Origin of the sequence: Chryseolinea lacunae (genome assembly GCF_016735595.1) — a bacterium.
Lineage (GTDB): Bacteria > Bacteroidota > Bacteroidia > Cytophagales > Cyclobacteriaceae > Chryseolinea > Chryseolinea lacunae.
Genome location: NZ_JAERRB010000001.1, coordinates 67,720 through 94,364, shown reverse-complemented (window position 1 = coordinate 94,364; position 26,645 = coordinate 67,720). Strand labels below are relative to the sequence as shown.

At 52.2% G+C, this 26,645-nt stretch carries 23 protein-coding genes; 19 read left to right on the top strand and 4 right to left on the bottom strand.

Going from position 1 to position 26,645, the window contains the following annotated elements; all coding sequences use genetic code 11:
• The first annotated feature begins 15 nt into the window (after positions 1-15).
• On the top strand, positions 16-1,233 hold the full coding sequence (locus tag JI741_RS00385) for a DegT/DnrJ/EryC1/StrS family aminotransferase (protein ID WP_202006622.1): 1,218 nt from the start codon (positions 16-18) through the stop codon (positions 1,231-1,233).
• On the opposite strand, the gene JI741_RS00380 is transcribed toward JI741_RS00385, so the two are convergent.
• Together JI741_RS00380 and JI741_RS00375 are read right to left on the bottom strand one after the other, a co-directional pair.
• Positions 1,230-2,402: an AraC family transcriptional regulator gene (locus JI741_RS00380; protein ID WP_202006621.1), complete on the bottom strand. Its 1,173-nt coding sequence runs from the start codon at positions 2,400-2,402 to the stop codon at positions 1,230-1,232. The two genes, JI741_RS00385 and JI741_RS00380, sit on opposite strands and share 4 nt — an antisense overlap.
• Positions 2,399-2,761 carry a hypothetical protein gene (locus JI741_RS00375; protein WP_202006620.1) on the bottom strand — a complete coding sequence of 121 codons (363 nt, stop codon included), beginning with the start codon at positions 2,759-2,761 and terminating at the stop codon, positions 2,399-2,401. The genes JI741_RS00380 and JI741_RS00375 overlap by 4 nt, the downstream gene beginning before the upstream one ends.
• A 169-nt stretch (positions 2,762-2,930) precedes the next feature.
• Between JI741_RS00375 and JI741_RS00370 the strand changes: the two genes are divergently transcribed.
• The 13 genes from JI741_RS00370 to JI741_RS00310 all read left to right on the top strand — a co-directional run bounded on the left by JI741_RS00370 (position 2,931) and on the right by JI741_RS00310 (position 19,385).
• A complete protein-coding gene (locus JI741_RS00370; protein ID WP_202006619.1) occupies positions 2,931-4,184 on the top strand; it encodes an MFS transporter in 1,254 nt (417 codons plus the stop codon).
• 315 nt (positions 4,185-4,499) lie between these two features.
• Positions 4,500-8,033 carry a VCBS repeat-containing protein gene (locus JI741_RS00365; protein ID WP_202006618.1) on the top strand — a complete coding sequence of 1,178 codons (3,534 nt, stop codon included), beginning with the start codon at positions 4,500-4,502 and terminating at the stop codon, positions 8,031-8,033.
• A gap of 381 nt (positions 8,034-8,414) precedes the next feature.
• Positions 8,415-9,623: a serine palmitoyltransferase gene (gene spt / locus JI741_RS00360; protein WP_202006617.1), complete on the top strand. Its 1,209-nt coding sequence runs from the start codon at positions 8,415-8,417 to the stop codon at positions 9,621-9,623.
• Entirely contained in the window at positions 9,620-10,741 is a 1,122-nt protein-coding gene (locus JI741_RS00355) for a hypothetical protein (RefSeq protein ID WP_202006616.1), read from the top strand. The genes spt and JI741_RS00355 overlap by 4 nt, the downstream gene beginning before the upstream one ends.
• The gene (locus tag JI741_RS00350; protein WP_202006615.1) at positions 10,738-11,730 is read left to right on the top strand and encodes an NAD-dependent epimerase/dehydratase family protein; all 993 of its coding nucleotides are present in this window, start codon (positions 10,738-10,740) and stop codon (positions 11,728-11,730) included. Before JI741_RS00355 ends, JI741_RS00350 begins: the two co-directional genes overlap by 4 nt.
• Positions 11,731-11,772: 42 nt before the next feature.
• The gene (locus JI741_RS00345; protein WP_202006614.1) at positions 11,773-13,098 is read left to right on the top strand and encodes an inositol-3-phosphate synthase; all 1,326 of its coding nucleotides are present in this window, start codon (positions 11,773-11,775) and stop codon (positions 13,096-13,098) included.
• Positions 13,099-13,107: 9 nt separating this feature from the next.
• Positions 13,108-13,557, top strand: a complete 450-nt coding sequence (locus tag JI741_RS00340; protein ID WP_202006613.1) for a phosphatidylglycerophosphatase A family protein — start codon at positions 13,108-13,110, stop codon at positions 13,555-13,557.
• A gap of 10 nt (positions 13,558-13,567) precedes the next feature.
• Entirely contained in the window at positions 13,568-13,939 is a 372-nt protein-coding gene (locus tag JI741_RS00335) for a GtrA family protein (RefSeq protein ID WP_202006612.1), read from the top strand.
• A 16-nt stretch (positions 13,940-13,955) separates the two neighbouring features.
• On the top strand, positions 13,956-16,496 hold the full coding sequence (locus JI741_RS00330; RefSeq protein WP_202006611.1) for a DUF5686 and carboxypeptidase-like regulatory domain-containing protein: 2,541 nt from the start codon (positions 13,956-13,958) through the stop codon (positions 16,494-16,496).
• 4 nt (positions 16,497-16,500) lie between these two features.
• Positions 16,501-17,244, top strand: coding sequence for a CDP-alcohol phosphatidyltransferase family protein (locus tag JI741_RS00325; protein ID WP_236675805.1), 744 nt, complete (start codon positions 16,501-16,503; stop codon positions 17,242-17,244).
• Between the two features lie 15 nt (positions 17,245-17,259).
• The gene (locus JI741_RS00320; protein ID WP_202006610.1) at positions 17,260-17,814 is read left to right on the top strand and encodes a DUF4833 domain-containing protein; all 555 of its coding nucleotides are present in this window, start codon (positions 17,260-17,262) and stop codon (positions 17,812-17,814) included.
• A 10-nt stretch (positions 17,815-17,824) separates the two neighbouring features.
• Positions 17,825-18,442 (top strand): sterol desaturase family protein, encoded by a 618-nt coding sequence (locus JI741_RS00315; protein ID WP_202006609.1) that lies wholly within the window; start codon positions 17,825-17,827, stop codon positions 18,440-18,442.
• Positions 18,432-19,385: a phosphatase PAP2 family protein gene (locus JI741_RS00310; RefSeq protein WP_236675804.1), complete on the top strand. Its 954-nt coding sequence runs from the start codon at positions 18,432-18,434 to the stop codon at positions 19,383-19,385. The genes JI741_RS00315 and JI741_RS00310 overlap by 11 nt, the downstream gene beginning before the upstream one ends.
• A 42-nt stretch (positions 19,386-19,427) precedes the next feature.
• On the opposite strand, the gene JI741_RS00305 is transcribed toward JI741_RS00310, so the two are convergent.
• Positions 19,428-20,036, bottom strand: a complete 609-nt coding sequence (locus JI741_RS00305; protein ID WP_202006608.1) for a TetR/AcrR family transcriptional regulator — start codon at positions 20,034-20,036, stop codon at positions 19,428-19,430.
• 248 nt (positions 20,037-20,284) lie between these two features.
• Here JI741_RS00305 and JI741_RS00300 point away from each other — a divergent pair, with 248 nt between their 5' ends.
• The 3 genes from JI741_RS00300 to JI741_RS00290 all read left to right on the top strand — a co-directional run bounded on the left by JI741_RS00300 (position 20,285) and on the right by JI741_RS00290 (position 24,206).
• Positions 20,285-20,731: a hypothetical protein gene (locus tag JI741_RS00300; RefSeq protein WP_202006607.1), complete on the top strand. Its 447-nt coding sequence runs from the start codon at positions 20,285-20,287 to the stop codon at positions 20,729-20,731.
• Between the two features lie 491 nt (positions 20,732-21,222).
• Positions 21,223-22,986 carry a cache domain-containing protein gene (locus tag JI741_RS00295; protein WP_202006606.1) on the top strand — a complete coding sequence of 588 codons (1,764 nt, stop codon included), beginning with the start codon at positions 21,223-21,225 and terminating at the stop codon, positions 22,984-22,986.
• A gap of 17 nt (positions 22,987-23,003) precedes the next feature.
• Positions 23,004-24,206, top strand: coding sequence for a porin (locus JI741_RS00290; protein WP_202006605.1), 1,203 nt, complete (start codon positions 23,004-23,006; stop codon positions 24,204-24,206).
• Positions 24,207-24,239: 33 nt separating this feature from the next.
• On the opposite strand, the gene JI741_RS00285 is transcribed toward JI741_RS00290, so the two are convergent.
• Positions 24,240-24,848 (bottom strand): alpha-ketoglutarate-dependent dioxygenase AlkB family protein, encoded by a 609-nt coding sequence (locus JI741_RS00285; protein ID WP_202006604.1) that lies wholly within the window; start codon positions 24,846-24,848, stop codon positions 24,240-24,242.
• Between the two features lie 199 nt (positions 24,849-25,047).
• Between JI741_RS00285 and JI741_RS00280 the strand changes: the two genes are divergently transcribed.
• Together JI741_RS00280 and JI741_RS00275 are read left to right on the top strand one after the other, a co-directional pair.
• Complete coding sequence (locus tag JI741_RS00280; RefSeq protein ID WP_202006603.1) at positions 25,048-25,596, top strand: RNA polymerase sigma-70 factor; 549 nt, start codon at positions 25,048-25,050, stop codon at positions 25,594-25,596.
• 19 nt (positions 25,597-25,615) lie between these two features.
• The gene (locus JI741_RS00275; protein ID WP_202006602.1) at positions 25,616-26,626 is read left to right on the top strand and encodes a FecR family protein; all 1,011 of its coding nucleotides are present in this window, start codon (positions 25,616-25,618) and stop codon (positions 26,624-26,626) included.
• The last annotated feature ends 19 nt before the right edge of the window (positions 26,627-26,645 follow it).

Below are 26,645 nucleotides of genomic sequence, written 5' to 3'. Positions count from 1 at the left end.
GAAACACAAACGAACATGAACAACACCCTGGCCCTGCACGGCGGAACAAAAACCGTGACCACCAAATTTCAATGGCCCATTTTTGACGAAGGCGATGTGGAGGCCGTGACAGAAGTTGCCCGCAGCGGTCAGTGGGGAAACCCCGACTGTAGTGGCCTCGTGGAAAAATTTGAAAAAGACTTTGCCGCCTACTGTGGCAGTAAATATGCCATGACTTGCGCCAACGGATCGGTGGCCCTTCGCCTCGCGTTGATGGCCATGGGCGTGCGGCCCGGCGACGAAGTGATTGTGCCGCCCTACACGTTCATTGCCACGGCATCGATCGTGATTGAAGCCAACTGTGTTCCCGTTTTTGTGGATATCGAACCCGACACTTATAATCTTGACCCCGAAAAAATTGAAGCCGCCATTACAGCGCGTACCAAGGCCATCATCCCCGTGCACTTTGCGGGCCTGGCCTGCAACATGGACGGCATCATGGCCATTGCCGAAAAACACGGCCTTCGTGTCATCGAAGATGCTGCGCATGCCCACGGCGGCGCATACAAGGGAAAGAAGCTGGGCTCGATCGGCCACGCCGGATGCTTCAGCTTTCAATCTTCCAAGAATCTGAATGCGGGAGAAGGTGGCCTCATTGTGACGGACGATGAACAACTCTATGACCGGATGAACTCTCTCCGCAACGTGGGGCGTGTGAAAGGCGGGCAATGGTATGAACACCACTACCTCGGCTGCAACTATCGCATCACGCAACTGCAGGCCACCCTGCTCTCAAAACAACTCGAACGCCTGGATGCGCAAACACAACAACGGGAAGCCAACGGCAAATACCTGAGCGAACTGCTGGCCCCCATCGAAGGCATATCGCCGCTCACCACGGGCCACGGCGAAACAACGCACACCTATCACCTCTATATTTTCCGCTACGACAAAACAAAATTCAACGGGCTATCGAAAAAAGAATTTGCCGAAACACTCGCGGCCGAAGGTGTGCCGGCATTTATGGGCTATCCCAAGCCCATCTATGAACAGCCTGTGTTCCAGAAAAAGAATTTCATGTGCTATGCCATCCCCGAAGAAGTAGACTACACCAACGTGCATTGCGAGGTGGCGGAGCGGGCGTGCTACGAAGAAGCCGTGTGGATTTTGCAGCATGCCATGCTTGGCACGCACCAGGATATGGAGCAGTTTGCCGAGGCCATCAAAAAAATTCAGCGCGCCGTAACCGCCTAGGCGTCCTGTTTGGATACCATATATTTCTTGCGATACTCTACCGGTGTCAACCCTTTGATTTGTTTGAACTGACGCGCAATGTTTTTGCTGTCGGTCAGGCCGAGGTCGAGGGCGATTTCGAAAATGGTGAGATCGGTTTCCAGAAGTTTCTGTGTGAATTTTTCGATGCGCTGGTTGTAGATGTATTCATACACCGGGTAGCCCGTGGTTTGAATGAACCGTTTCTCCAGCGACCGTCTTGACAACGGCACCTCGCGCAATACCTGGTCTACCTTCAGATTTTTATCGAGATTTTCGTGGATGTATTTCAATGCGTTCACGATGTATTTGTCGTTGCTGGCAAAGATGTCGGTAGAGTGGCGGGTGATGATGTGGGTGGGTTTAACTACAATGTCGCGGGCGACAAAGTTTTTTTGCGTAATCATTTTCTCCATCATGCGGGCGGCTTCGTAGCCACACTTTTCGGCGTCGAGGTTGATGCTCGATAGGGGAGGGTCGGAGAGGTTGCACAGCATCTCGTCGTTGTCTACACCCAGCACGGCCACTTCGTCGGGAAGGCGGATGCCGGCGTGGCCGGCAGCTTCGGTGATGTGATGGCCCTGGTTGTCGTCGCACGTCATCAGCGCGATGGGTTTGGGTAGGGATTGCAGCCAGCGGCTCAGCTCGGAGGGTTTGTAGTACCACAGGTCGCGGGTGCGCAATTCTTTGTGTTCATAATAGTGCACGTCATAGCCCGCTTCCTTCACACGTTCTTCAAAACCCTGGGCGCGCTCGCGCGACCACACAATGTTGTTGAAGCCATAGAAGGCAAAATTCTTGAATCCTTTTTTCAGGAAATAGTCGGCGCCTAACCGTCCCGTTTCGTGATAGGCTCCGGTGATGTTGGGGATGTTGGTGAACCGTTCTTTAAAGTCCTGGGCAATCACCGGGATGTTGGCCTTGGTGAATTCCGTTACTTCTTCGCTGTTATAAAATTGTCCGATGATGCCGTCGGCGCCCCATTCGTGCGCCCATTCCAGAATGCCATCAATGCCAATGGTTTCGCGATAGTATTGGGGCATGCGGCAAAACGTCCAGGGGCCATGATCTTTCGAATATCGCGTGATGCCCCGCAGCAGATTTTTGTAATATTCTTCTGCAAAGTCGCTGAGTAAAATAATCTTGATCATAACAAGCATCCATTTGGTGGAACGATATCTGGGCAATGAAGCGTCTCAACCGGAAGAGGCAATGTCGGTTGGAGCACCTCTAAAATCGGAACTTTCCCGCTCACTTCAAGCAAAAGCGCGCGCGAGAAGCGAAAATATTTCTGAATCACGGTGCGCGCGTCCAAAAGGGCACACGTCTTCAGAAAAATGTTCACCACCGAACGATGCGCAATCGATGTCATGGTTTTTGGCTTTTTGCTTTTGCCATGGAACGGCACCGTCTTGCAATTAAATAATCCTTTCGGGGAAACCATCCTGCGCTTTCCTGTGCGTTGTTTTTTTTGCAACCCGGCGCGAAGAACGGTCTTTCCCCTTGCCAAAGCTTTACGTTGCCATGAATATTATATTATCAATGATTGCGATTGCCGCGTTTTGAGGTATCTTAGACGTTAAAGGTGAAGGATGTAAACACTCGTGCTTGCACCTTTATCGTGAACCTGATTTCCGGCCCCGACTTTTCCGGTTAGGACGCCCGGAGTTACAAAACCTATGAAGCAGAATACATTCATTGTCCTCCTCATCTTTCTCATTTTCTCCGTCATTTCTTTTCTCACCAACATCCTGGGGCCGCTGGTGCCCGACATCATCGACAGCTTTCACCTGAGCATTGGCCTCGCCGGCTTTCTGCCGTTTTCGTTTTTTGTGGCCTATGGCGTCATGTCCGTTCCGGCGGGCGTGCTCATCGAAAAATATTCGGAGAAGAGCGTGCTCATCTTTGGGTTTGCGCTGGCCTGTGTGGCGGCGTTGTTGTTTGCGTTGCTTCCCACGTTCGAAATCGCGCTGCTTTCGCTGTTCTCCATTGGCATTGGCATGGCTATGTTGCAGGTGGTTATCAATCCGCTGCTGCGGCATGCGGGCGGCGAAGCTCATTTTGCATTCAACTCCGTGCTGGCAAATTTTTTCTTTGGTGCCGCGTCCTTCCTCAGTCCATGGCTCTACAGCGCCCTGGTGGGCAACATCCACCACGGTGAGGCCACTGGCATCATCGTACTCTTCAATGCTATCGTAACCCCCGAGCTGAAATGGGTGTCCCTCTATTGGGTGTTTGCCGTGACGTGCCTCGCCATGATCGCTGTGATCTTCTTCGTCCGTTTTCCAAAAGTGGAATTAAAAGACGATGAGAAAATGGACACCGGCGTAGCCCTTCGCGAACTGTTGCGCAACCGCACGGTGCGCCTATACTTTATCGGCATCTTCGCCTACGTCGGCACCGAGCAAGGCATCGCCAACTGGACCTCGAAGTTTCTGCAGATCTATCACAACGTTGACCCCGCCACTACGGGCGCCAGCATCATATCCTATTTTTGGGGCCTCATCACGGTGGGCTGCTTTCTGGGCCTGGCCTTGCTCAAACTTTTCGACAGCCGCAAGTTGCTGATGGTGTTTGCAACGGGCGCCATGGTGGCGCTGGCAGCATCGCTGTTTGGCAGTGTAGAGATGGCGTTGATAACGTTTCCGGCCACGGGTTTCTTTTTGTCGATCATGTGGTCGGTGGTTTTTTCGTTGGGCATGAATTCGGTACCCAATCACCACGGCACATTGTCGGGCATTCTGTGCACCGGCATCGCCGGCGGCGCCGTGGTGCCGTTGATCATTGGCGGCCTTGCGGAAGGCGTGGGGCTGCAGATGGCGATGCTGGTAATGTTCATTACGCTCGGCTACGTCTTCAGCATTGGCATGTGGGCCAAGCCGCTGGTGAACAATGCGACGGTGAAAAAATGGAGTGATCTTTTTAAGGCTTAGTTTTTTGAGAGGTTTGCTTTGATTTGGGCAACTCGAGCATGTTCAAGGGCGTGTCTCAAAAAGTGAGCGGGAAGAAATATTCAGTGATGTATAAGCTGAACCCCGAGCCGATTTCGTATTTCGAACCCAACAATACGAAATCCTGCCTATACCTTAGGATGAACTGAATACCAACCCCAACATCAAGCAAGCCGACCAAAATGCCGGATATTGATGTGAGGTGAGTACAAGAATTGCTAAAAACTTTTGAACCAGGGCAATGCTGCATTGCCCTGGTTTATTTATTTTACGAATACTATTTTGCAACGGCCCTTCATGAAACACTTTGTACCCTGTGCAGTGCTATTCGCACTCCTCTGGAGTTGCAACACCACGCCCACGCGCTTCGAGCTATTGTCGTCAGGCCACACCGGCATCACGTTCAACAACCTGCTCACCGAAAGCGACACCCTCAACGTCTTGTCGTTCGAATATATGTACAACGGTGGGGGCGTGGGCACAGGCGATTTTAACAACGACGGCCTCACCGATATTTTCATGGCGGGCAACATGGTGACCAGCAAATTGTATTTGAATAAAGGATCGCTAGCCTTCGACGACATCACACAAGCCGCCAACGTGGAAACAAAACTCTGGTGCACCGGTGTGTCGGTGGTGGATATTGATCAGGATGGACGGTTGGACATTTACGTCTGCACCGTGAACCCGCACGACAACGAGACATCGCCCAACCTGCTCTTTCACAACAAGGGCAACAACGCCAACGGCGTGCCGCAGTTTGAAGAAGTGGCCGCCCGCGTGGGCCTGGCCGACCAGAGCTATTCCACCCAAGCCGCCTTCCTGGACTACGACCGCGATGGCGACCTTGACATGTACCTGTTGACCAACGCCCTGGAAAACTATTCGCGCAACTCACCCATCGGACAACGCAAAGACGGCACCGGCAAAAGCGTGGACAAATTTTTTAGAAACGAAGGCGTGACGAATGGCCTGCCACAGTTCAAAGACGTGTCGGCAGAGGCGGGCATTCTCACGGAAGGGTGGGGGCTGGGCATTGTGGTGAACGACCTTAACCGCGACGGCTTTCCCGATGTGTATGTAGCCAACGACTTTCTCTCGAACGACCACGTGTTCATCAACACGGGCCAGGGGGCATTTGTAAACGAAATGGATCGCCTGCGCCACCAGGAATACAATGGCATGGGCGCGGACATTGGCGATATCAACAACGACGGCCTCAACGACATTGTGGTGGTAGACATGATGCCCGAAGACAACCTGCGCCAGAAAACCATGTTCCCCACCATCGCCTACGATCGCTTCCACAAAAACATCCAGATGAAATACAGCCCGCAGTATGTGCGCAACGTGCTGCAGCTCAACAACGGCAACGGCACCTTTAGTGACATCGGCTACTTGTCGGGCATCTATGCCACTGACTGGAGCTGGAGCGCGCTCATGGCCGACCTCGACAACGACGGCTGGCAGGATGTGCTCATCACCAACGGCTATCGCAAAGACATCACCAACCTCGACTTTGTGGCCTACAGCAAAGAGTCGTCCATGTTCGGCACCGACGCCACGCGGCTCAAAAAATTGCTCACGGCCGTCAACGAGATCGAAGGGGTGAAGAAACCCGACCTGCTGTTCCGGAACAACGGCGACCTTCGCTTCACCAACAAATCGGCCGAATGGGGCATGGTGCAGGAAGCCTATGGCAACGGCGCCGCCTATGCCGACCTCGACAACGACGGGGACCTCGACCTCGTCATCAACAACATCAACGACGAAGCCTTTCTCTATCGCAACAACACCGTGGAAATGGGCGACGGCAAAGGAAACTACCTGCGCGTAGCATTCAAAGGCCCGACGGGCAACGCCAATGGCCTGGGCACAAAAGTAGAGATCACGTCAAGGGGAAAGAAGCAGTACCGTGAGTATCAGGTGCAGCGCGGCTATCAATCGTCTGTCGAGTCCTATCTTCACTTTGGATTGGACACGCTGAACACCGTGGACACGTTGAGTGTTGTTTGGCCCGATGGCAAATCGCAGATTCTGACGAATGTGAAAGCCAATCAGGTAATCGCTTTGGACCACAAGAACGCCGGAGACGTGGCCGATCAGAAAAAAACAGTATCCCAACCGTTTTTTGTTAACGCTTCGGCAACCGCGAAGCTCCAATACAAACACAGCGAACCTGACTACATCGACTTCAAATCCACGGCCACGCTGCCGCAGAAATATTCACAGGCTGGCCCGGGCATTTCGGTGGGCGATGTAAATGGCGACGGACTGGAAGACGTGGTGCTTTGCGGCCCCGCACAACACGCCACGCTGTTGTTCTATCAGCAGAAAAACGGAACCTTCAAACGCGACTCCCTATCGCCAAAGACGTCGGAAGACATGAGCATGTTGCTCTTCGATGCCGACCAGGACAACGATCTCGACTTGTATTGCGTGAGCGGAAGCTCCGAATTTGGCCTCGCCGCCAATGCCTATCAGGACCGCTTCTATCGCAACACCGGAAACAAACTCGTGCAGGACACCACGGCGTTGCCAAAAGAAAACAGCAGCGGCAGCACGGTGACGGCATGCGACTTCGACCACGATGGCGACGTCGATCTTTTTGTGGGTGGAAGAATCTCGCCCTTGCGCTATCCCGAAGCACCCCAAAGCATGGTGTTGCAAAATGAAGGCAAGGGAAAATTCACCGACGTGACGTCATCGTTGTTGCCGGCCTTGCGGCGTGTAGGCATGGTGACAGCCTCCCTATGGACCGATTTTGATAACGATGGCTGGACCGACCTGGCTTTGGTGGGAGAGTGGATGCCGGTTTCGTTCTTCAAAAACAATGGAGGCAAATCTTTCTCACCCGCCTTTGCCGACGGCGTGGGCTGGTGGAGCAGCATTGTGGGAGGCGATTTCGACAACGACGGCGACACTGACTATGTGTGTGGAAACCTGGGTCTCAATTCCCTCTTCCAGGCATCGCCCACCGAACCCGTTAGCATCTACGCGAAAGACTTCGATGGCAACGGCTCGTTCGATCCCCTCATCACACGCTATGTGCAAGGCAAAGAATTTTTGACGCACCCGCGCGAAACCCTCACCGACCAGATCGTGAGCCTGAAGCGAAAACTGGTTCGCTACAACATCTATGGCAACGCACCCCTGCAAGCCATACTCACCAAAGAACAACTTGACGGCGCCCTCATCTATCGAGCCACTACCTTCGCTTCAATCTATATGGAAAACCAGGGCGGTGGAAAATTCACGACACGACCACTCCCCATCACAGTCCAGTTCTCGCCGCTCAACGGCATGCAGGCCACCGACGTCAACCGCGACGGCAACCTCGACCTGTTGGCCATCGGCAACGCCTACGCAACCGACCCGCTCTCGGGGCTTTATGACGCCGGCATAGGCGTGACCCTGCTGGGCGATGGCACAGGCAACTTCACAGCGCTGCCCGTGGCCCGTAGCGGCTTCTTTGTGAACAACGACGCCAAGAGTCTGGTGTCGCTGCCCGGGGCCGCTGGCACCACGCTGTGGATGGCCACAGCCACCCGCGACAGCGTGAAAGTATTCGAACAATCTGGATCAGGCGTCTGGATAAAACCGCGCCCCGGCGATGTCTGGGCCGAGGTGACCTTACCCGACGGCAAGAAGCAGCGAAGGGAATTATATTATGGTTCCGGCTATCTGTCGCAATCCACCCGTGCGTTCCGGGTACCGGCCACGGCCACAGAAATATGGCTCACCGATGCTCAGGGCAACCGTCGGAAAGCATGGGATGCTGCCACGGCATTGGCCTTGCCCGGCTGGTCTGGAAAAGAAGTGATTAAATAGCGGATTGTGATGGATGAATCACGGTGGTTCCGGACTGGCCGAATGACCACAAATTTGTTCCGGAAAGAGAGAGACTCACCCGTTTGAAACAGTATGAAATAAGGGAAAAGAAAGCGTGTAAACTGAAGATAAAGAATAGCGCAAACGATACAAACACAGATTTAAACAAGTGTTTGAAAATGCCTCCCGTACTGGGCTGGTAATTATATTTTTTTTATCTTTTCGTTAGATCAAAGTTAAAAACTTGTTCTACTTTTGGACCAGAAAACGAAATCGTTCGAAATATACTTTAGAATAAAATCCGATTTCCGACGTCTAAGTATCCAGACGAAACGGAATTCGGACTTATAAGGTTCAGATAACACTTGATTTCTACCCTGCATGAACAAACTTTTACAAGCCCGGATCGCCCATTTCACAGCGGCCAAGGAGGCCCGAGAGAAGGGCATCTATCCTTATTTTCGGCCCATCTCGTCAGCTCAGGACACCGAGGTGATCATCGATGGAAAGCGCGTACTCATGTTTGGTTCCAATTCCTATTTGGGGTTGACCAACCATCCGCGCATTAAGGAGGCATCTCAAAAGGCCATCGAGAAGTATGGTACGGGCTGCGCAGGTTCGCGTTTTCTGAACGGAACCCTCGACATCCACATCGAACTGGAAAACCGCATTGCGGCCTTCACACGCAAACCTGCTGCCCTCATATTCAGCACAGGCTTCCAGGTGAACCTGGGCGTGATGTCAAGCCTCACCGGTCGCAACGACTACCTGATCCTCGACGAATACGACCACGCGTCTATCTACGACGGCACGCGCCTGTCGTTTTCGCGTGTCATCAAATATGCGCACAACGACATGAACGACCTCGCGCGCCGTCTCAGCACGCTGCCCGAAGAGTCGATCAAGATCATTGCCGTCGACGGCATTTTCAGCATGGAAGGCGACATTGCCAAGCTGCCCGAAATTGTAGCCCTCGCCGGCCAATACGGCGCCACCATCGTGGTGGACGATGCCCACAGTCTCGGCGTGATCGGCCACAAAGGTGCCGGCACAGCCTCACACTTCAACCTCGACGACAAGGTGGACATCATCACCGGCACGTTCAGCAAATCGCTGGCGTCGCTCGGAGGCTTTGTGGCCAGCGATGCCGACACCATAGACTACCTGAAGCATCAGGCCCGCTCACTCATCTTCAGCGCCAGCATGACACCCGCCTCGGCGGCCAGCGTCATTGCAGCCCTCGATATTCTGGAAACCGAACCCCAGCACATGGAGCAATTGTGGAACAATACCCGCTATGCCCTGAGCTTGCTGAGAGGAGAAGGATTTGATGTGGGCGAAACCGAAAGCCCCATCATCCCCATCTATGTTCGCGACAATGAAAAAACCTTTATGGTCACCAGCCTGCTGCAGCAACAGGGAATCTTTGTGAACCCGGTGGTATCGCCCGCCGTGCCCTCGCAAGCCTCGCTGCTCCGCTTTTCGCTGATGGCCACACACACCTTTAGCCAGATTGAAGAAGCCATCGAAAAACTGGCCCTCACGTTCCGGCAAGTGGGCGTGCTGAAAATTAAAGAACGTATACGATGAAGCGAGTAGTGCCCGTAAATTCAAAACCGCAGTTGGCGGCTTTTATAGATTTTCCTCATGAGTTATACAAAGATGATCCCTGCTACGTGCCGGAGTTGTTCATTGCACAGCGCGATCTCTTAACGCCGGGCAAACATCCTTTTCACGAGCACTCCAAGCTTCAGCTCTTTCTGGCCTACGATAAAGACAAAATCGTGGGCCGCATCGCCGCCATCCTCAACAACAATCACAACAAATTCAACGAAGCCGAAGATGGCTTCTTTGGTTTTTATGATGCAGTGAACGATGGCGAGATCAACGCGCTCCTGTTTCAGGAAGCTGAAAAATGGCTGCGCGAACAAAAGGTGAAAACCATTATCGGTCCCGTAAACTTCTCGACAAACGAAACGTGTGGTCTCCTCATTGCAGGCTACGACTCGCCGCCGTTTGCCATGATGACCTACAACAAGGAATACTACGAGTCGCTGGTGGACCAGGCCGGGTTTCGCAAGAAAGTGGACCTCGTGGCCTATCGCTTTGGCGAAGACGGCTACGACGACAAATCTGTGCGCCTGAAGGAAGCGTTGATTGCCCGGTTGAAAAACAAAGGCATCACACTGCGCACCGTCAACAAAAAGAACTTCGACGAAGAAGTGGTGAAGATACGCGAAGTATACAACTCGGCGTGGGACCGCAACCTTGGTTTTGTGCCTATGACCGACAAGGAATTCGACTACCTCGCCAAAGACATGAAGATGATTCTCGACACCGACTTTTGTATGGTGGCCGAGAAAGACGGAAAAGTGATCGGCTTCTCGCTGGCCATTCCCGACATCAACCAATTGCTCATCACCATCCGCAAAGGAAGACTGTTGCCGTTTGGTTTGTTCAAATTGCTTTTTGGATTGAAGAAAATCAACGGCATCCGCGTGTTGGCCCTGGGCGTGCTGGACGGCTATCGCAAGCTGGGCATCGAAGCGTGTTTCTATGCGCTCATCATCGAAGCCTATCGCCGCAAGAAATACAAGCGTGCGGAAGCGTCCTGGATTCTGGAAAACAACGACCTGATGAACACGGCACTCCAGCACATCAAGGGCGTGCCCTACAAACGCTATCGCATTTTTGAAAAAGCATTATGAAAGAACGCGTACTCATCACCGGGGCGAGCGGCTTTGTGGGGTATCACCTCATCGAAGCAGCGTTGCGTAAAGACCTTGAGGTCTTCGCCGCGGTGCGCGCGTCAAGCAACATCGATCACCTGAAACACCTGCCCATCCAGTTCACCACGGCCGACTATTCGAACCTGCACGCCGTGCGTGCCGACCTGGAAGCAAAACAATATCAGTACATCATTCACGCCGCCGGCGCCACCAAAGCGCTGACCGAAGCGTCGTATAATCAAATCAACGCCGACTACACACGCAACCTGGGGATGACGCTAACACAGTCGCAGATTCCCCTGAAGAAATTTGTGTTCATCAGCAGCCTCGCCGCCATGGGGCCGGCACACAACGGCCATCCCATTAGCGAAACCGATGCCCCGCGCCCGGTCACACGCTATGGCAGAAGCAAGTTGCTGGCCGAAACCTATTTGCTGGCGCTCACCGCATTGCCCACCATTGTGTTGCGTCCCACGGCCGTGTATGGCCCGCGCGACCGCGACATTTTTATAGTATTGAAGACCATTGCCCAGGGCATCGAGCCCTACATTGGCAAACAGGCACAAACGCTGAGCTTCATCTACGTGAAAGACCTGGCACAGGTGGCCGTCGATGCGCTGTTCAGTCCCATCACGCACGGTGCCTACAACGTGGCCGATGGTCATAGCTACGATCGCTATGAACTAGCGAATCTGACCAAAGCGATACTGCGCAGAAAAACATTGAAGGTTCACATACCCATGAGCATGGTGCGGGCCTTGGCCTTTGTTCAGGAAACGGTTGGAAAAATGCAGGGACAAATGCCTGCGTTAAACCAGGACAAGCTGGCCGAGCTCACCGCCGCCAGTTGGTCTGTCAGCATCGACAGCATACACCGCGACCTGGGGTTCACGCCCCGCTACGATCTGGCCAGCGGCCTGGCGGAAACCATTCAATGGTATAAAGACAACACATGGCTGAAGCCATAGAAGCCACTGAATTGATTTTTTTAACAACCCCAACCCCGTAGTATGAAAGAACAAATTGAAGAGGCAAATGGAAAACTAGGTATACTCATACCTGGTCTCGGTGCCGTGGCCACAACCATGATTGCCGGCGTGGAAGCCGTGAAGAAAGGACTGGCTCAACCCGTTGGATCGCTCACCCAAACCGGAAACATCCGCCTGGGAAAACGCACCGAAAACCGCTACCCCAAAATCAAAGACTTTGTGCCCCTGGCCAGCCTGAACGACATCGTGTTTGGCGGATGGGACGTGTATAGCGACAACGTCTATGAAGCCGCGGTGAATGCGAAAGTATTGGAACTGGGCTTGCTCCAACCCATCCAGAGTGAACTGGAAAAAATCAAGCCGATGAAGGCTGTGTTCGACAAGGACTATGTGCGCAACCTCGATGGCAAACACGTGAAAGAAGCGGCGACCAAATACGACCTCGCCCTCGCCGTGATGGAAGACATCGAAAACTTTAAAAAAGAAAATGACTGCTCACGCCTCGTGATGGTGTGGTGTGGCTCTACCGAAAAGTACATCGAAGAAGCAGACGTGCACCAAAACATCTACAGCTTCGAAGACGGCTTGCGCAACAACGATCCGCTCATTTCGCCCAGCATGATCTATGCCTATGCAGCCATCAAGAAAGGCGTGCCGTTTGCAAACGGTGCACCCAACCTGAGCTGCGACATCACGGCATTGGTAGACCTGGCCAAAGAACTCGGCGTGCCCATCGGCGGCAAAGATTTCAAGACCGGACAAACACTGATGAAAACCATTCTGGCACCTGGCCTGCACGCACGCTCGCTGGGCATACGCGGATGGTTCTCCACAAACATTCTCGGAAACCGCGACGGCCTTGTGCTCGACGATCCCGACAACTTCAAAACAAAAGAAGTGTCGAAGCTGGGCGTGCTTGAAGACATTCTTCAGCCCGAACTGAGCCCCGAACTCTATGGCGATCTCTATCACAAGATCCGCATCAACTACTATCCTCCCCACGGCGACAACAAGGAGAGCTGGGACAACATCGACATCTTCGGATGGTTGGGTTATCCCATGCAAATCAAAATCAACTTCCTGTGCCGTGACTCGATCTTGGCTGCCCCCATCGTGCTGGACCTCGCGTTGTTCTTCGACCTCGCGAAACGCGCCAACATGAGTGGCATCCAGGAATGGTTGTCGTTCTACTTCAAATCGCCGCAGACCGCACCCGGCCTGCGTCCGGAACACGACATCTTTAAGCAGCTTATCAAATTGCAAAACACATTGCGCCACATCATGGGCGAAGATCTGATCACCCACCTGGGATTGGACTACTACCAGGATTTGGTTGAATCATTGTAAACAGGAAAGATGACAGCACACAAGGTTATTGCTACGGTCTTAGGCATCGGCTACATACGCAAGGGCAGCGGCACAGTGGCCGCCGCGGTTTGCGCAGTGGCGTGGTATGCGTTTGCCCCGGGCATTAACCCTGTGGCTGTGCTTATCATCACGTTGGGCATCACAGCGATTGGCGTTTGGTCCGCTACGGCGGTTGAGCAATACTGGGGCATCGACAGCCACTATGTGGTGATCGATGAAGTGGCGGGCATGTGCATCAGTGTGTTGTTCCTTCCCGTAAGCTTCGGGATCGGGCTGGCCGCGTTTGTACTGTTTCGCTTTTTTGATATCGCCAAGCCGGCGTATATCCGGACGATGGAAAAGCTCCCGCGTGGCTGGGGCGTGATGGCCGACGATGTGTTGGCCGGCATCTACACCAACGTTCTGCTGCAGGTGGCGGTGAAACTATCCATACTCTGACAACAACGCCATGCTTACGTTCCTGAAATCACAAGCAGCGTCGCTGATCGCATCCTTTGTTGACTTTCTCTGCACCATTGTGTGCGTTGAATTGTTCTACATCTGGTATGGTGTGGCCAGTGTAGTCGGGAACATTGCCGGGGCAGTTACCAGTTTCATCATCGGGCGGCATTGGGTGTTCCTTTCCACGCAGGCGTCTATGAAACACCAGGCCCTGCGCTATGCAATCGTTTGGGCTGGGTATGTTCTCCTCGGATTTATACTCCTGGTGACCGTCACAAAATACGGACACATAAATTATGGAATTGCAAAAGTGGTTGTAGCGATTTTCCTCGGGGTTACGTATAACTACCAATTGCAAAAAAGATATGTATTTAAATAGCAGGCAAGCGTTCGTTATGTATAGAATCGTTCTGGTCGTAGGGTTGTTATGGGGGTATGGTGCCGGATATGGTCAGAGCACCACTGTGCGTGGCGTGGTGACCGACGCGGAAACGAAAGAGGCATTGCCGTTCGTGAACGTTTTCTATGAAGGCACCACCGTGGGAAGTGTCACCGACATCGAGGGCAAGTATGTTATCCACACCCCGAACCTCGAAAATGTAAACCTCCATTTTTCATTCCTCGGCTATAAGACCCTGGTGAAAAAAATCAAGCCCGGCGAAACGCAGGAGCTCAACGTGAAACTATCGCCCGATGCCAAAGTGCTGGAAGAAGTGGTGGTCACGTCGGGCAAAGTGAAAGAACGCTACCGGAACAAAGACAACCCCGCGGTGGACCTTGTGCGCGAAATGATTTCGCACAAACGTCAGAACCGCATGGAGCATTTCGACTATGCCGAATATGAAGAATACGAAAAGCTCCAGATGTCGCTCAGCAACATGTCCGACAAATTCAGAGAACGCAAGCTCTTCAAAAAATACAAGTGGCTCTTTGAAAACGTAGACACCACGTCCATTCCCGGCAAGGCACTCTTGCCCATCTATCTGCAGGAAACCCTGAGCGACCGCTACTACCGTCGCACACCCGAAAAGAAAATTGATGTGACCAAGGCCCACCAGAAGGTGAGCTTCGACGACTACATCGACAACCAGGGGTTGAGTACATACCTCAACTACCTGTATAACGACATTGATATCTACGACAACAACATCCAGTTGTTGACCAATCAGTTTCTTAGCCCTATCGCCGATGGCGCACCGACCTTCTATAAATTCTACATCACCGACACACTGAAGAATCAAACACCCAACCTCGCCGAGCTGGTGTTTGTGCCTCGTAACTCTGCCGACTTTTTGTTCCAGGGAAAATTGTTTGTGACACTCGATAGCAACTTTGCCGTGCAGAAGGTGGAGATGTCGGTGAACAAAAACATAAACCTGAACTGGGTGCGCGAGTTGTATATCGATCAGGACTTTGAACAAACCAAGGACGGTCGCTATCAGATGGTGAAGAGCCGCATGCGTGCTGACTTCGGACTTTCCAGAGGGGGAGGAGGATTGTATGGCGAACGTGTGGTGTCCTACAAAGACTTCACCGTGAATTCGCCACGCGAACCAAAATTCTACGAAGGCGACAGCAAGACCTCGCTGGAGGATTCGGAAAAACACAAAGATGACTTCTGGCTTTCAAACCGCCACGACTCACTGTCGGTGGCCGAATCGAAAGTATATCAGAATATCGACAGTCTTCAGAAGGTGCCGTCGTTTAAGCGCACCATGGACATTGCCACGTTGTTGCTGGCCGGCTACAAAAGCTTTGGCTGGTGGGAGATTGGTCCTGTCAACACCTTCTATAGCTTCAACCCCGTGGAAGGATTCAGACTCCGTGTGGGCGGTCGCACCACGCCCAAGTTTAACGAGCGGCTGTATTTTGAAACCTATGGTGCCTATGGCTTCAAGGACGAGAAGTGGAAATATTTTCTCAGTGCTACCTATTCGTTCACCGGCAAATCCATCTGGCAATTTCCTACGCACACGCTGCGGCTCAGCTACCAGCGCGACACCAAAATTCCGGGCCAGGAACTTCAGTTTGTGCAGGAAGACAACTTCCTCCTGTCGTTCAAGCGCGGGGTGAACGACAAGTGGCTCTATAACGACATCTACAACATCGACTACGTGCATGAGTACGACAGTCACTTCTCGTATCGCCTGGGCTTCAAGAACTGGCGTCAGGCGCCGGCGGGAGGATTGTATTATCAGGTCAACAATCAGGATGCAACCATCACCGTTCCGCAAGTCACGACCACCGAACTTTCATTGGAATTGCGTTGGGCGCCGGGCGAGCAATTCTATCAAGGCAAAGCATATCGCATTCCCATTCCCAACAAGTATCCTATTTTCACGATACGTACCATTGCGGGTGTGAAGGGATTGTTCAATAGTGAATACAACTATCAATCGGTGGCGGTGAACGTGTTCAAACGTTTTTACCTGTCGCAGTTTGGCTACACCGATGTGGTGGCAGAAACCGGTTACATCTTTGGCAAGGTTCCCTTTCCGCTGCTGGCCATACACCGCGCCAACCAAACGTATTCCTATCAGCTGCAATCCTATAACCTCATGAACTTCCTCGAGTTTGTGAGCGACCAGTATGTCAGCGTGAATTTTGATCATTACTTCAATGGATTTATTTTTAATAAAATTCCGTTACTGAAAAAACTGAAGTGGCGCGAAGTGGCCACACTGAAGGTGTTGTATGGGGGCATACGCAATGAAAACAATCCGCAGTATAACCCGACCACGTTCGTGTTCCCGATGAACCCTGAAGGCGAGACCACAACGTTTTCCCTTTCAAAAGAACCCTACATCGAGGCCAGCGTGGGTGTAGCCAACATTTTCAAGCTGATCCGTGTTGATATGGTGAAGCGATTGACTTACCTCGACCACCCGAACGTGTCGCAGTGGGGCATTCGTGCAAGATTTAAATTTGATTTCTAGGATTATGAGTACAACTACCCCCGGTTCCATACAAGGCATGCAGAAGCCACCGCTTCGCATCGTGTTGCAACAATTGATTTACAAAGTGATCAATCCCTTTGTGAAGTTTCTCGTGCGCATCGGCTTCACACCAAACGCCGTCACCACGGTGGGGTTGGTGTTGAACGTGGGTGTGGCGGCCGTCTTTGTGGCGGGTGCCGAAGAAGGCAACCGCGGCGAGCTGGAATATGTGGGATGGGCCGGAGCGCTCATTCTGTTTGCCGGCTTGTTCGACATGCTCGACGGCCAGGTGGCCCGCCTCGGCAACATGAGCTCGACCTTTGGTGCGCTCTATGATTCTGTGCTGGACCGTTACAGTGAACTGATCATGTTTCTCGGCATCTGCTATTACCTGATCGGCCATCATTATTTTCTCAGTTCGCTGTTTGCATTCATCGCCCTCATCGGGTCGATGATGGTGAGTTACATCCGGGCGCGGGCCGAAGGGCTTGGCGTGGAGGTGAAAGGCGGCCTGATGCAACGCCCCGAGCGCGTGGTGCTGGTGGGCTTGTCGGCCATAGCCTGTGGCATCACGTCCTACTACATCGGAGGTGACTACAAGCTGTTTGTGCCGGGCATTCCATTCCAGGTATTCGAGACCATATCGATCTTCACCATACCGTTAACGATCATGGCAGTGCTCACCAACATCACGGCATTCAAGCGGCTTCAGGAAGCCCGCAAGGCATTGGACGAGAAAGGATCTTAAGCGAAGGAGTGGACCATGAATTTTCTGATTAGTTTGCTGATCACCCTGGCAGGCGCACCGGTTTCGGAGGTACCCAAAGCGGAAACCTGCGAGTGTACGGTGGGCAGTCATTTCCCGACACCGCCCAGCGATGCCAACACGCTGTTCTATGTTCAGCGCACACCCAACACCAACACCATCATGTATGCCGTGAACCTCAGCGAGGGTGAGCCCGACGAAGAGGACCCGGTGTCGGTCTATTGGTTGCGCTATGGCGAGCAGGGCCAGAAAGAAGATCTTTCGTATATTCAACAGCACTATGCCTATGGACTGAAGACCAAAAAGCTGGAGAACAACACGTTCGAGTTGCGGTTTGTGTCCTACAAGAAGCTCCCGTTCTACCTCACGCGTTCGGCCCGCGACAACCGCTATCACATTTTGGCAACCGTCAATGGTAAACAAATCGAGGTAAGTCGTGTATTTTTGCAAATCGAAGGTGGAACTTTCTGGTTTCCCAATGTGGTTTGCGCTCAGGTGAAGGGTGTTGACCCCAGCACCGGAAAAGAAATTATTCAAACCTTTAAACCTTAATCTAGAGGTCATGAAGAAGAGTTATGTATCCAACGCAAAGGAATCGACGCGTATGTTCAAAAGCGATCTGTTGGAACCGCTTTCAAAAGTACATTTCAGCGTGCCCCTGTTCATTTTTATCCCCGTGATCCTGTACTTTATGTACCGCGCCGTTTTTGTGTTGCACAACGATGTGCTCACGTTCATTGCCAGCGCAGGCGGTGGCCTGTTGTTCTGGACCCTCACCGAATACATCATGCACCGTTTCATCTTTCATTTCGAACCCAAGTCGAAGTGGGGAAGCCGGTTGCATTTCATTTTCCACGGCGTGCACCACGACTATCCCAACGACGCCATGCGGCTGGTGCTGCCCCCGTCGGTGAGCATTCCGCTGTCTACCGGATTTTACTTTTTGTTTGCGTGGTTAATGCCGGCCTTATGGGTGCCCGCGTTTTTCGCGGCGTTCATTGCGGGCTATCTTTTTTATGACATATCGCATTATGCCATGCACCACGCTACGTTTAAAAGCGCATTCTGGAAAAAATTAAAGCAACACCACATGCAGCATCACTATGGCGACCCCAACAAGGGCTATGGTGTGAGCTCTGCCTTGTGGGATAAAATATTCGGATCGGATTTTGAAAAATAACCTGGACTACCCGGTGGAAGCAGTGACCCGCGGAGCATTCTGGCGGCACGCGATGACCGCCGGCATTATCTCAGCAACGTATTTGTTGACTTCGTTTCTTTTGCTCGGCTTCAAGGCCGATCAATTGGTGTTGGTTCTTGTGTTTAGCGCGCTCTATATAGCGTCGGTACCAACCCGTAAATTCATACTCGGCTTTTCCGTCTTCATTGTGTTCTGGATCATCTTCGACTACATGAAGGCGTTTCCAAACTATCGTTTCAACGATGTGCACATCGAAGGCCTCTATCATGCCGAAGCAAAACTGTTTGGTATTAAAGAAGGCAACACGGTGCTCACACCAAACGAGTATTGGGACAAACACAGCTTTGCCGCGGGCGACGTGGTGTCGGGATTGTTTTATCTCTGCTGGATTCCGGTGCCTCTGGCGTTTGGTACCTATTTGTTCTTTACCGACAAAGCACAGTTTCTGAAGTTTGCGCTCACGTTCCTGTTAACAAACTTGTTGGGCTTTGTGGTGTATTATTCCTATCCGGCGGCACCGCCTTGGTATGTGAAGGAACACGGATTTGAATTTTTGTCGGGCACCCGCGGCAACACGGCCGGTCTTGTTCGCTTCGATCATTTTTTCAACATCACCATTTTTCAATCACTATACACAAAGGGTTCCAATGTGTTTGCGGCCATGCCTTCGCTGCATTCGGCCTATCCGTTGGTGGTGTTTTATTATGCCTGGAAAAGCAGGATGGGATACATGACATTTGTGTTTGGCATTATCACGGTGGGCATCTGGCTTGCCGCGGTTTATTCAGGACACCACTACATCCTGGATGTGTTTGCAGGCATTGCCATCGCGGCGTTGGGCATCGCGGTGTTCAGTGTGTTGTATGCAAAAAACAAAACCTTCTCGGGGTTTGTGGATCGCTATCGGGCGCTCATTTCCTGAGCGTTCATTCGGCAATAGAAATGTAGAAAGGAGTGGAGCGACTCAGTGAGGTTGCTTGATGCCGTGACAGATGAGGTCAAGGATCACTTCGAGACGGTCGCCCATTTTTTTGATGCGGCAATCTTCGAGCAGGCCCATTTCGATGCCACGGGTGGCGCTGAGCATGATGTGGCTCAGGTCGTCGAGGTCGTCGTCGCCAATGCGCTTGAATTCGTCGTTGGCGATGCCAAACAGCAGAATGTCGCGGAGCAGTTGCAGCTCCTGGGCTTCGTAGTTTTTCTTGAGGGCTTTAACAAGCTGGGGGTTTTCGGAGATCTCGCCGAAGACGATGCTGTAGAGGTTGGCCTTTTGGTTGATGGCCCTGATCTTGCTGGTGGTGAACATGCGCAGCTTTTCTTCGGCCGTGCCTGCCTTTTCGACGGCGGCTTTTACCTGGCTGAACACTTCCTGCATGTCTTCGCGGATCACGGCGTCGAAGATCTCGTCTTTGCTTTCGTAGTAGTAGTAGAGCGTGCTTTTTCCTTTCCCAACGGCCTTGGCGATGTCTTCCATCGTGGTCTTGAAAAGACCAAAGCGCTGAAACAGATTCCGGGAGGCTTTGAGGACCTCCACCCGTATCAGTTCGTCTTTGGAAATGACTATCACACTCATCTAATTATTTGACCAATTTCGTTTTGGAGTCTAAAATTACAATAAAAATACTAGAGCAATAACATATTGTGCGTGAAACAAATCCGTGGGGAGAAACCTTTTTTTTACTGCCCATCCCAATTCAGGACGACATGAAAACCGTGTCCCGGACCGTGCTTTTTTCCTCCCTTTTTTGGCGGTAGGTGTATTCGGGTCGGCCCGAAAAATTGGACTTCGGGAATATTGAAAACCTGGCTACTTTTGCTGCCATGACGAAACAAAAATCCATCCTGGCGGCGGGCATCGCGTGGTTGATGCTAACGGCCTGCCACACGCCGCAGGCGCCTTTAACGGACACAAAAAAAATGAACAAACACTACACCGAAACGTTCAAACTTCGCCCCTGCGACAAGGTGATCGTTGAGTATTACGCAAAGATGTCGGATGCCTCCGATGAAACACCACCCCAAAGCATCCGGGAAATTACGGAGGTCGATCAGATTGCCACCATCATCACCCTCGCAGCCAGTCTTCCCGACGAAGGCGAGATCATGAAGAAGATGGCCAACGTGCCCTTGCTGCGCACCACGTTTCTTTATCCTGACGACACGGTCTTCTTCGACTTCTACGACAAGTCGTTGAAGACTCCCGCCACATCGTTCTATGCCACGGCTCCCAAAGAAGAAGCGGCGTTGTTCGAGCTGTTGAAGAAGTGAGAAGCGATAACACAAAAAAAGAACGCGAGCCATGGAAACATCTATGGCTCGCTTCGTTTTAGGTTGATTGCAATCCGTTGAAGTGGCACCTTCGTCATTCATGTACGCCCAATGAACAAACTCTCTTTGTTCGTTTAGAGGGCTTCAATTGTATTGACAGCAATGGTATGGGATAGCTTGAAAAGCATTGCTGGGCGCTTAAAAATACGGGTGTTTGCTTTTGGTTATGGTGCAGAGGTGACTATCTTCAGTATAGAGAACAGCGTGGATAAACAGCGCCGCAGAGGCGACGCACCAGCTTTTCATACGAACGGTAATTAGCTTGTGGGTTTCATAATAAGAGATGATGAAATCCAGTTGCCACATTGCCACTCGCTCGGCCCACAGGCCTTTCACTAACCCAATCCTCCCTTTTAATAATCGGGATACGGGCACCATCCCATCTGTATAGACCTTTACACACTGAATGACGTAGTTAGACTCCCCCCACTATGAAGCTTAGACAAAAAATCACCCTCCTCATTAGCCTGGCCTTGCTGGTTCCAACCGTGTTTATCAGCACCGTGGCCATCTACAAGATCAGAAGCAAGGCCAACACCGACATCGCGTCCTATCACGATGAAGAGCTTGGTAAACTGAAACTCTACCTCAAGCACATCACCGACATTGCCTATGGCATGATTGAAGTGCAACACAAACACCTGCAGGATTCCATCGACCGCTATAACGCCCACGCCGACTCTACACAGGCGAAGATGACCATGAGCCCTGCGCTGATGGAACGCACGCTGAAAGAACTTTCGGCCATTCGCTTTGACAAAGGCGAAGGCTACTTCTGGGTGACCGACAACAAAGTTCCTTTCCCAACCATGCTTATGCATGCGGAGAAGAAAGATCAGAAAGGCAAAGTGTTGGACGACCCGAAACACAATGTTGAAAAGGGAAAAGGACGCAACATCTACCAGGTGCGCGCCGAACTTTCCAATGCCAACGGCGATGCGTTTGTGGAGTATGTGATGAAGAAGCCCGGCACAGAAGAAGTGGATAACAAAATTTCATATTCACGACTCTACAAGCCACTGGGCTGGATCGTGTCTACGGGATTCTATACAGATGCCATCGACAAAGCCGTGGCAGACAAACAAGCCGATCTCAATTCACAAATCGGTCAGATGATATTCTTTATTATCGCCCTGGCGGTAATCATTCTTGCCGTGGGCCTCACGGTATCGATTTACTTCAGCAAGGCGTTGACCAATGCCATTCTGCAAATCAAAGACAAGCTCGAACAATTGGCCGAAGGTCGCAAAGTGGACGAAGTGACCGTGGATCGTAAAGATGAAATAGGCTCCATGACACAGTCGCTCAACGCCGTGGTTTCCGGTCTCGCTTCGTATACAAACTTTGCCAAAGAAATTGGCGTAGGCAACCTCACACAGGAGTTCACCCCGCTGAGCAAAGAAGACATTCTCGGCAACGAGCTGTTGGAAATGCGCGACAACCTGAAAAAAGCAGCCGACGAAAAAAGCATTCGCGATTGGGCAAACGAAGGTATGGCCTCCTTGGGCGATGTGCTTCGCCGCAACAACAGCGACACCAAAGAGCTGGCACACGAAATCATCAAAGAACTGGTGAAGTATCTGGGTGTGAACCAGGCTGCACTCTTCATTCTCGAAGAAGGCAATGGTCCCGAAGATCAGTGGCTGGAGCTGACGGCAGCGTATGCCTATGACCGGAAGAAGTTTTTGAAAAAACGCGTCGGCATCGGCGAAGGCCTGGTTGGACAGTGTGTGCTGGAACGCGGCACCCTGCACCTCCGCGAAGTGCCACAGGAATATGTGACCATCACGTCGGGACTTGGCGAAGCCGTGCCCCGCACCTTGCTCATTGTGCCGTTGCTCTATAACGAATCGGTTTATGGTGTGCTGGAGATGGCGTCGTTCAAAGTGTTCCGCGATCACGAAATTGCCTTCATCGAAAAAATAGCACAAAGCATTGCCAGCACGGTGGCTACGGTGCAGATCAACGAGCGCACCAAACGCCTGTTGGAACAAAGCCAGCAAATGTCTGAAGAGATGAAAGCGCAGGAAGAAGAACTGCGTCAGAATCAGGAAGAGTTGCAGGCAACTTCTGAACAGATGCGTCGTCGCCAGGTGGAACTCGAAAAAGAAAACGAGCGCCTCAAACGCGGCTTGCCCGCCACAGACACAAAGAGCAACGAAGCCATTGAAGCGTCTGAATTCGAAACAGTATAATCACCATCTACCAATACGTGAAACGATTACCAGGATTTGTACTCATGCTACTGGCCACAACGGCCATGGCACAGGAAAACTATTGGATTAAGCCCGACAGCCTTTTCAAATTTGTTCAGCCCACAGCGAGCGTTCAGTTTTGGGGCGCCTACTCCTCTGGTGAAAAAGCCCAGTTCGCGGCCAATGGTCCACTGGAAGCTGCACAAGACCGCATGAGCTTTATGTTGCGTCGCGCGCGCTTCGGATTTAAGGGCAAGCCCTACAAGCGTGTCAGCTATGTGCTCACGGTGCAGTTAGACAATCTTGGCAAAGACAAACTCAGCTCTGTGCGGGGTGCCACCAACACCGGCACACTCGGCATTCTGGATGCCTTCGTGACCACGCGCGTCACCAACAACGAAATGGCGTTTATTACGGTGGGTTATCTTCAACCCCAGATCAGCCGCGAATGTATCACGGGCGACATCAACGTGAACTCCCTCGACAAATCCGTATCCCAAACCTACATTCGCCAGCACATGGACGGAAAGAACTACGGCCGCGCCGCAGGGCTGAACGTGGGTGGTACAAAAACAAAGGGTAATTTTTCATTGACCTACAATGCCGGCATTTTTAACAACATGACCACGGCAGCCGACACCAAAAACTTTCCGGAAAGCTCGGGCAAGAACTGGTCGCCGCTCATGGTGGAACGCATCGCCCTCACCTTTGGCGACCCCGAAAAGAAAACGTATTCCATCAACTACGAGACCAACAACTTTTTCAACAAGCGCAACGGCATCACCATTGCGGGCTTCAGCTCGCAGCAAGGTGGCACCGACATTTTTTCAAACAGCCACATCAACGGCTTCGACGTGTTGCTGAACTTTAAGAACCTGAACCTCGATGGCGAGTGGGCCTGGCTCGACAGAACCAAAGAAGGAACGTCTACGCACGCGCAAACCGGCCACATTCGCGCTGGCTACAACCTCATTGTGGCAGACAAATATTTTCTGGAGCCCTGCTTCATGATCACCGACTACAGTGGCGATGCCGCCGGCCAATTCACAGGTCGCGATCGTCTCTACGACGCCGGTGTGAACTGGTATCTTAACCAACGCAATTTTAAAATCAGCGTGCACTACATCGCACAGGAAGGTGCCGGCGTGAACGGCTACACCGATGGCGTCACGTTTAAAAAAGGAAATTTTCTGGGCGCTGCGCTGGTGGTTATCATGTAAAGTCACCAACAGCGGAAGCGTTGTGTGTGAGGTTTACTGAATGATCCGGAACGTGAGGTTCACGCGCGCCTTCATGGGCGTGGTGGACTTTGCCACGCGGTGTTCCCAATGTTGTTGCAGATCGCCCTTCATCAACAACAGCGATCCATTTTCCAGGCGCACGGAATATTTCCGGTCATGATTAATCTTGTGACGAATGTCGAACCGGCGCATTTGTCCAAAGCTCACCGAGGCGATCACGGGCTGTTTGCCCAACTCCGTTTCATCGTCGGCGTGCCAGGCCACAGAGTCGTTGCCGTCGCGGTAATAGTTTAACAACACGCTGTTGAAGCGCACACCCGACAGCGGCTCAATTCGCTCTTTGATGGCCAGTAACGCAGGCGTCCACGGCAACGGATGGAAGCGGTTGCCCGTGTAAGCATAGTTTTTATTTTCGTCGCCATACCAGGCCGTGAGTCGCGGCGTGAGCATCTCTTTGCCATACATCTTCACCACGCGCTGTTCCCAGGGCGTGTCGGCAATGAGCGCGCCGAGAAACGTTGAACTTTCGTGCGCGTTGAAGAGGGCAGGGGTGTAGGCCAATACATCTTGCGGCAAGCCTTCGCTTTTGCCACCTTCACCAAACATGCTGAGTTGATCCATATCCCCTAAACCGTGGGGTTGAGAAATTGGTTACAGGGCAAGTCAACAAAAATGGCGTTTGGCTGGCGCCTGGGCCCAAGCAGGGTTGGGACGGGCGTATTCAAAAAAATCCGTATGCCCTATGGTGGTATCGGCCATTTTGCCTGTCTCTACACAAAGGGTAAAGGTAAAAAACGCTAATTTGGTTTCTCTTTAACACATGATGATGGCAACCGTGCCCGATCAGGATATTGTCAGGGCTATTCGTGGAGGCGACCAGGGCGCTTTTCAGCAGGTGTTTCACGCCTGCTATGAGGGACTGTGTCAATATGCCTGCACCATGCTGAAAGACATGGACGAAGCAGAGGATGTGGTGCAGGCCCTGTTTGTGAAAGTGTGGGAGAAACGTGCCGACCTCGACATCCATCATTCCATGCGGTCGTATTTGTTCAGGTCCGTCTATCATCAGTGCATCAACCAGCTCGAACATCGCGCCATCAAGTGGAAGCACCAGGAACAAGGTGCCCTCCAGATGCTGCACGAGGTGCAACAGCCCGACGTGTTTCCCGACGAACTGGAAGAACGCGTGAAGGCCGCCATCGCCGCGTTGCCCGAGCAGTGCCGCATCATCTTTGTGATGAGTCGCTATGAAGAGATGAAGTATGCCGCCATTGCGGCGCGGCTGAACCTGTCGGTGAACACCATCGAGAATCAGGTGAGCAAGGCGTTAAAGATATTGCGATCGAAGTTGAAGGATAATTTTGTTTAACAATGAAAATCAGAGTCGAGTGAAGAAGGGAAATGACATTGACATAACGGACGAACTCATGGTGCGCTACCTCTGCGGAGAGGCGTCGCCGGAGGAAGCCATGGCGTTGCAGGATGCCTTGAAGGACCTGCGTCACCAGTCGAGGTTTGTGGAGTTGCAAGACACCTGGCGCGATGTGCACCCGCAGCAACCGGTGCGGCGTGTCAACGCCAAAGCTGCCTGGCTGGACGTGGCGCCGCAGTTGAAAGAAGAGCAGGCCTTGCCGGTGTCTGTGCCCTCGCGTTGGGCGCGCCTGAACCGGCAGGCGTTTCGCGTGGCGGCCACTGTGCTGGCCCTGGTGGTTTCGGGCGTGGTGCTGTATGCCGTGCTGCGCACAACCCCCGGCGACGAAAATGCCACCTACATTGCCACCGCCGAAAACCTGCAACACGTGAACCTGCCCGATCAATCTATCGCCACCGTGTTCCGGAACAGCAGGCTTTCCTACTCCAATGAATTTAACAGTCATCATCGTGAAGTGAACTTGCTGGAAGGCGAAGCGTTTTTTAAAGTGACACGCGACCGCAAGAATCCCTTCATCATCCACACCGCCGTGGGCAACATCAAAGTGATTGGCACGGCCTTCAACGTGGTGCTGAAAGACGGCGCACTTGTGGTGTCGGTGATGGAAGGCAAGGTGTTGGTCTATACCGACACCGACAGCACTTACCTGGAAGCTGGTGCTACCGGACGGGCCGAAAAATCGGGCAACATCGAAACCACCGATTCGGTCAATGCAAACGAATGGGGCTATGCTACACACCGCTTTGTCTTTAACGATGCCCCGCTTCGCGATGTGATTCGCGACCTGGAAAAGGCCTATCCCTGCACTATAAAAGTGTCGGACACCAACATCACAAATTGCCGGCTCACGGCAACTTTCGAGAATGATTCTGCCGAAAATCTTTTAACTTTAGTGGCGGAATCGCTTAACCTTTCCGTAGCAAGCAGTGGAACAATTTTTACATTGGAAGGCGAAGGTTGCCCGTAATCTGATCGTTACGGCAATG

Excerpts from the sequence above, each read along its gene's own strand:
- JI741_RS00355 (WP_202006616.1), top strand. The coding sequence starts at position 9,620 with ATGAAGCGAGTAGTGCCCGTAAATTCAAAACCGCAGTTGGCGGCTTTT.
- JI741_RS00305 (WP_202006608.1), bottom strand. The coding sequence starts at position 20,036 with ATGAGTGTGATAGTCATTTCCAAAGACGAACTGATACGGGTGGAGGTC.
- JI741_RS00370 (WP_202006619.1), top strand. The coding sequence starts at position 2,931 with ATGAAGCAGAATACATTCATTGTCCTCCTCATCTTTCTCATTTTCTCC.
- JI741_RS00280 (WP_202006603.1), top strand. The coding sequence starts at position 25,048 with ATGATGATGGCAACCGTGCCCGATCAGGATATTGTCAGGGCTATTCGT.
- JI741_RS00380 (WP_202006621.1), bottom strand. The coding sequence starts at position 2,402 with ATGATCAAGATTATTTTACTCAGCGACTTTGCAGAAGAATATTACAAA.
- JI741_RS00385 (WP_202006622.1), top strand. The coding sequence starts at position 16 with ATGAACAACACCCTGGCCCTGCACGGCGGAACAAAAACCGTGACCACC.
- JI741_RS00295 (WP_202006606.1), top strand. The coding sequence starts at position 21,223 with ATGAAGCTTAGACAAAAAATCACCCTCCTCATTAGCCTGGCCTTGCTG.
- JI741_RS00315 (WP_202006609.1), top strand. The coding sequence starts at position 17,825 with ATGAAGAAGAGTTATGTATCCAACGCAAAGGAATCGACGCGTATGTTC.
- spt (WP_202006617.1), top strand. The coding sequence starts at position 8,415 with ATGAACAAACTTTTACAAGCCCGGATCGCCCATTTCACAGCGGCCAAG.
- JI741_RS00330 (WP_202006611.1), top strand. The coding sequence starts at position 13,956 with ATGTATAGAATCGTTCTGGTCGTAGGGTTGTTATGGGGGTATGGTGCC.
- JI741_RS00335 (WP_202006612.1), top strand. The coding sequence starts at position 13,568 with ATGCTTACGTTCCTGAAATCACAAGCAGCGTCGCTGATCGCATCCTTT.
- JI741_RS00320 (WP_202006610.1), top strand. The coding sequence starts at position 17,260 with ATGAATTTTCTGATTAGTTTGCTGATCACCCTGGCAGGCGCACCGGTT.
- JI741_RS00325 (WP_236675805.1), top strand. The coding sequence starts at position 16,501 with ATGAGTACAACTACCCCCGGTTCCATACAAGGCATGCAGAAGCCACCG.
- JI741_RS00285 (WP_202006604.1), bottom strand. The coding sequence starts at position 24,848 with ATGGATCAACTCAGCATGTTTGGTGAAGGTGGCAAAAGCGAAGGCTTG.
- JI741_RS00300 (WP_202006607.1), top strand. The coding sequence starts at position 20,285 with ATGACGAAACAAAAATCCATCCTGGCGGCGGGCATCGCGTGGTTGATG.
- JI741_RS00340 (WP_202006613.1), top strand. The coding sequence starts at position 13,108 with ATGACAGCACACAAGGTTATTGCTACGGTCTTAGGCATCGGCTACATA.
- JI741_RS00350 (WP_202006615.1), top strand. The coding sequence starts at position 10,738 with ATGAAAGAACGCGTACTCATCACCGGGGCGAGCGGCTTTGTGGGGTAT.
- JI741_RS00345 (WP_202006614.1), top strand. The coding sequence starts at position 11,773 with ATGAAAGAACAAATTGAAGAGGCAAATGGAAAACTAGGTATACTCATA.
- JI741_RS00365 (WP_202006618.1), top strand. The coding sequence starts at position 4,500 with ATGAAACACTTTGTACCCTGTGCAGTGCTATTCGCACTCCTCTGGAGT.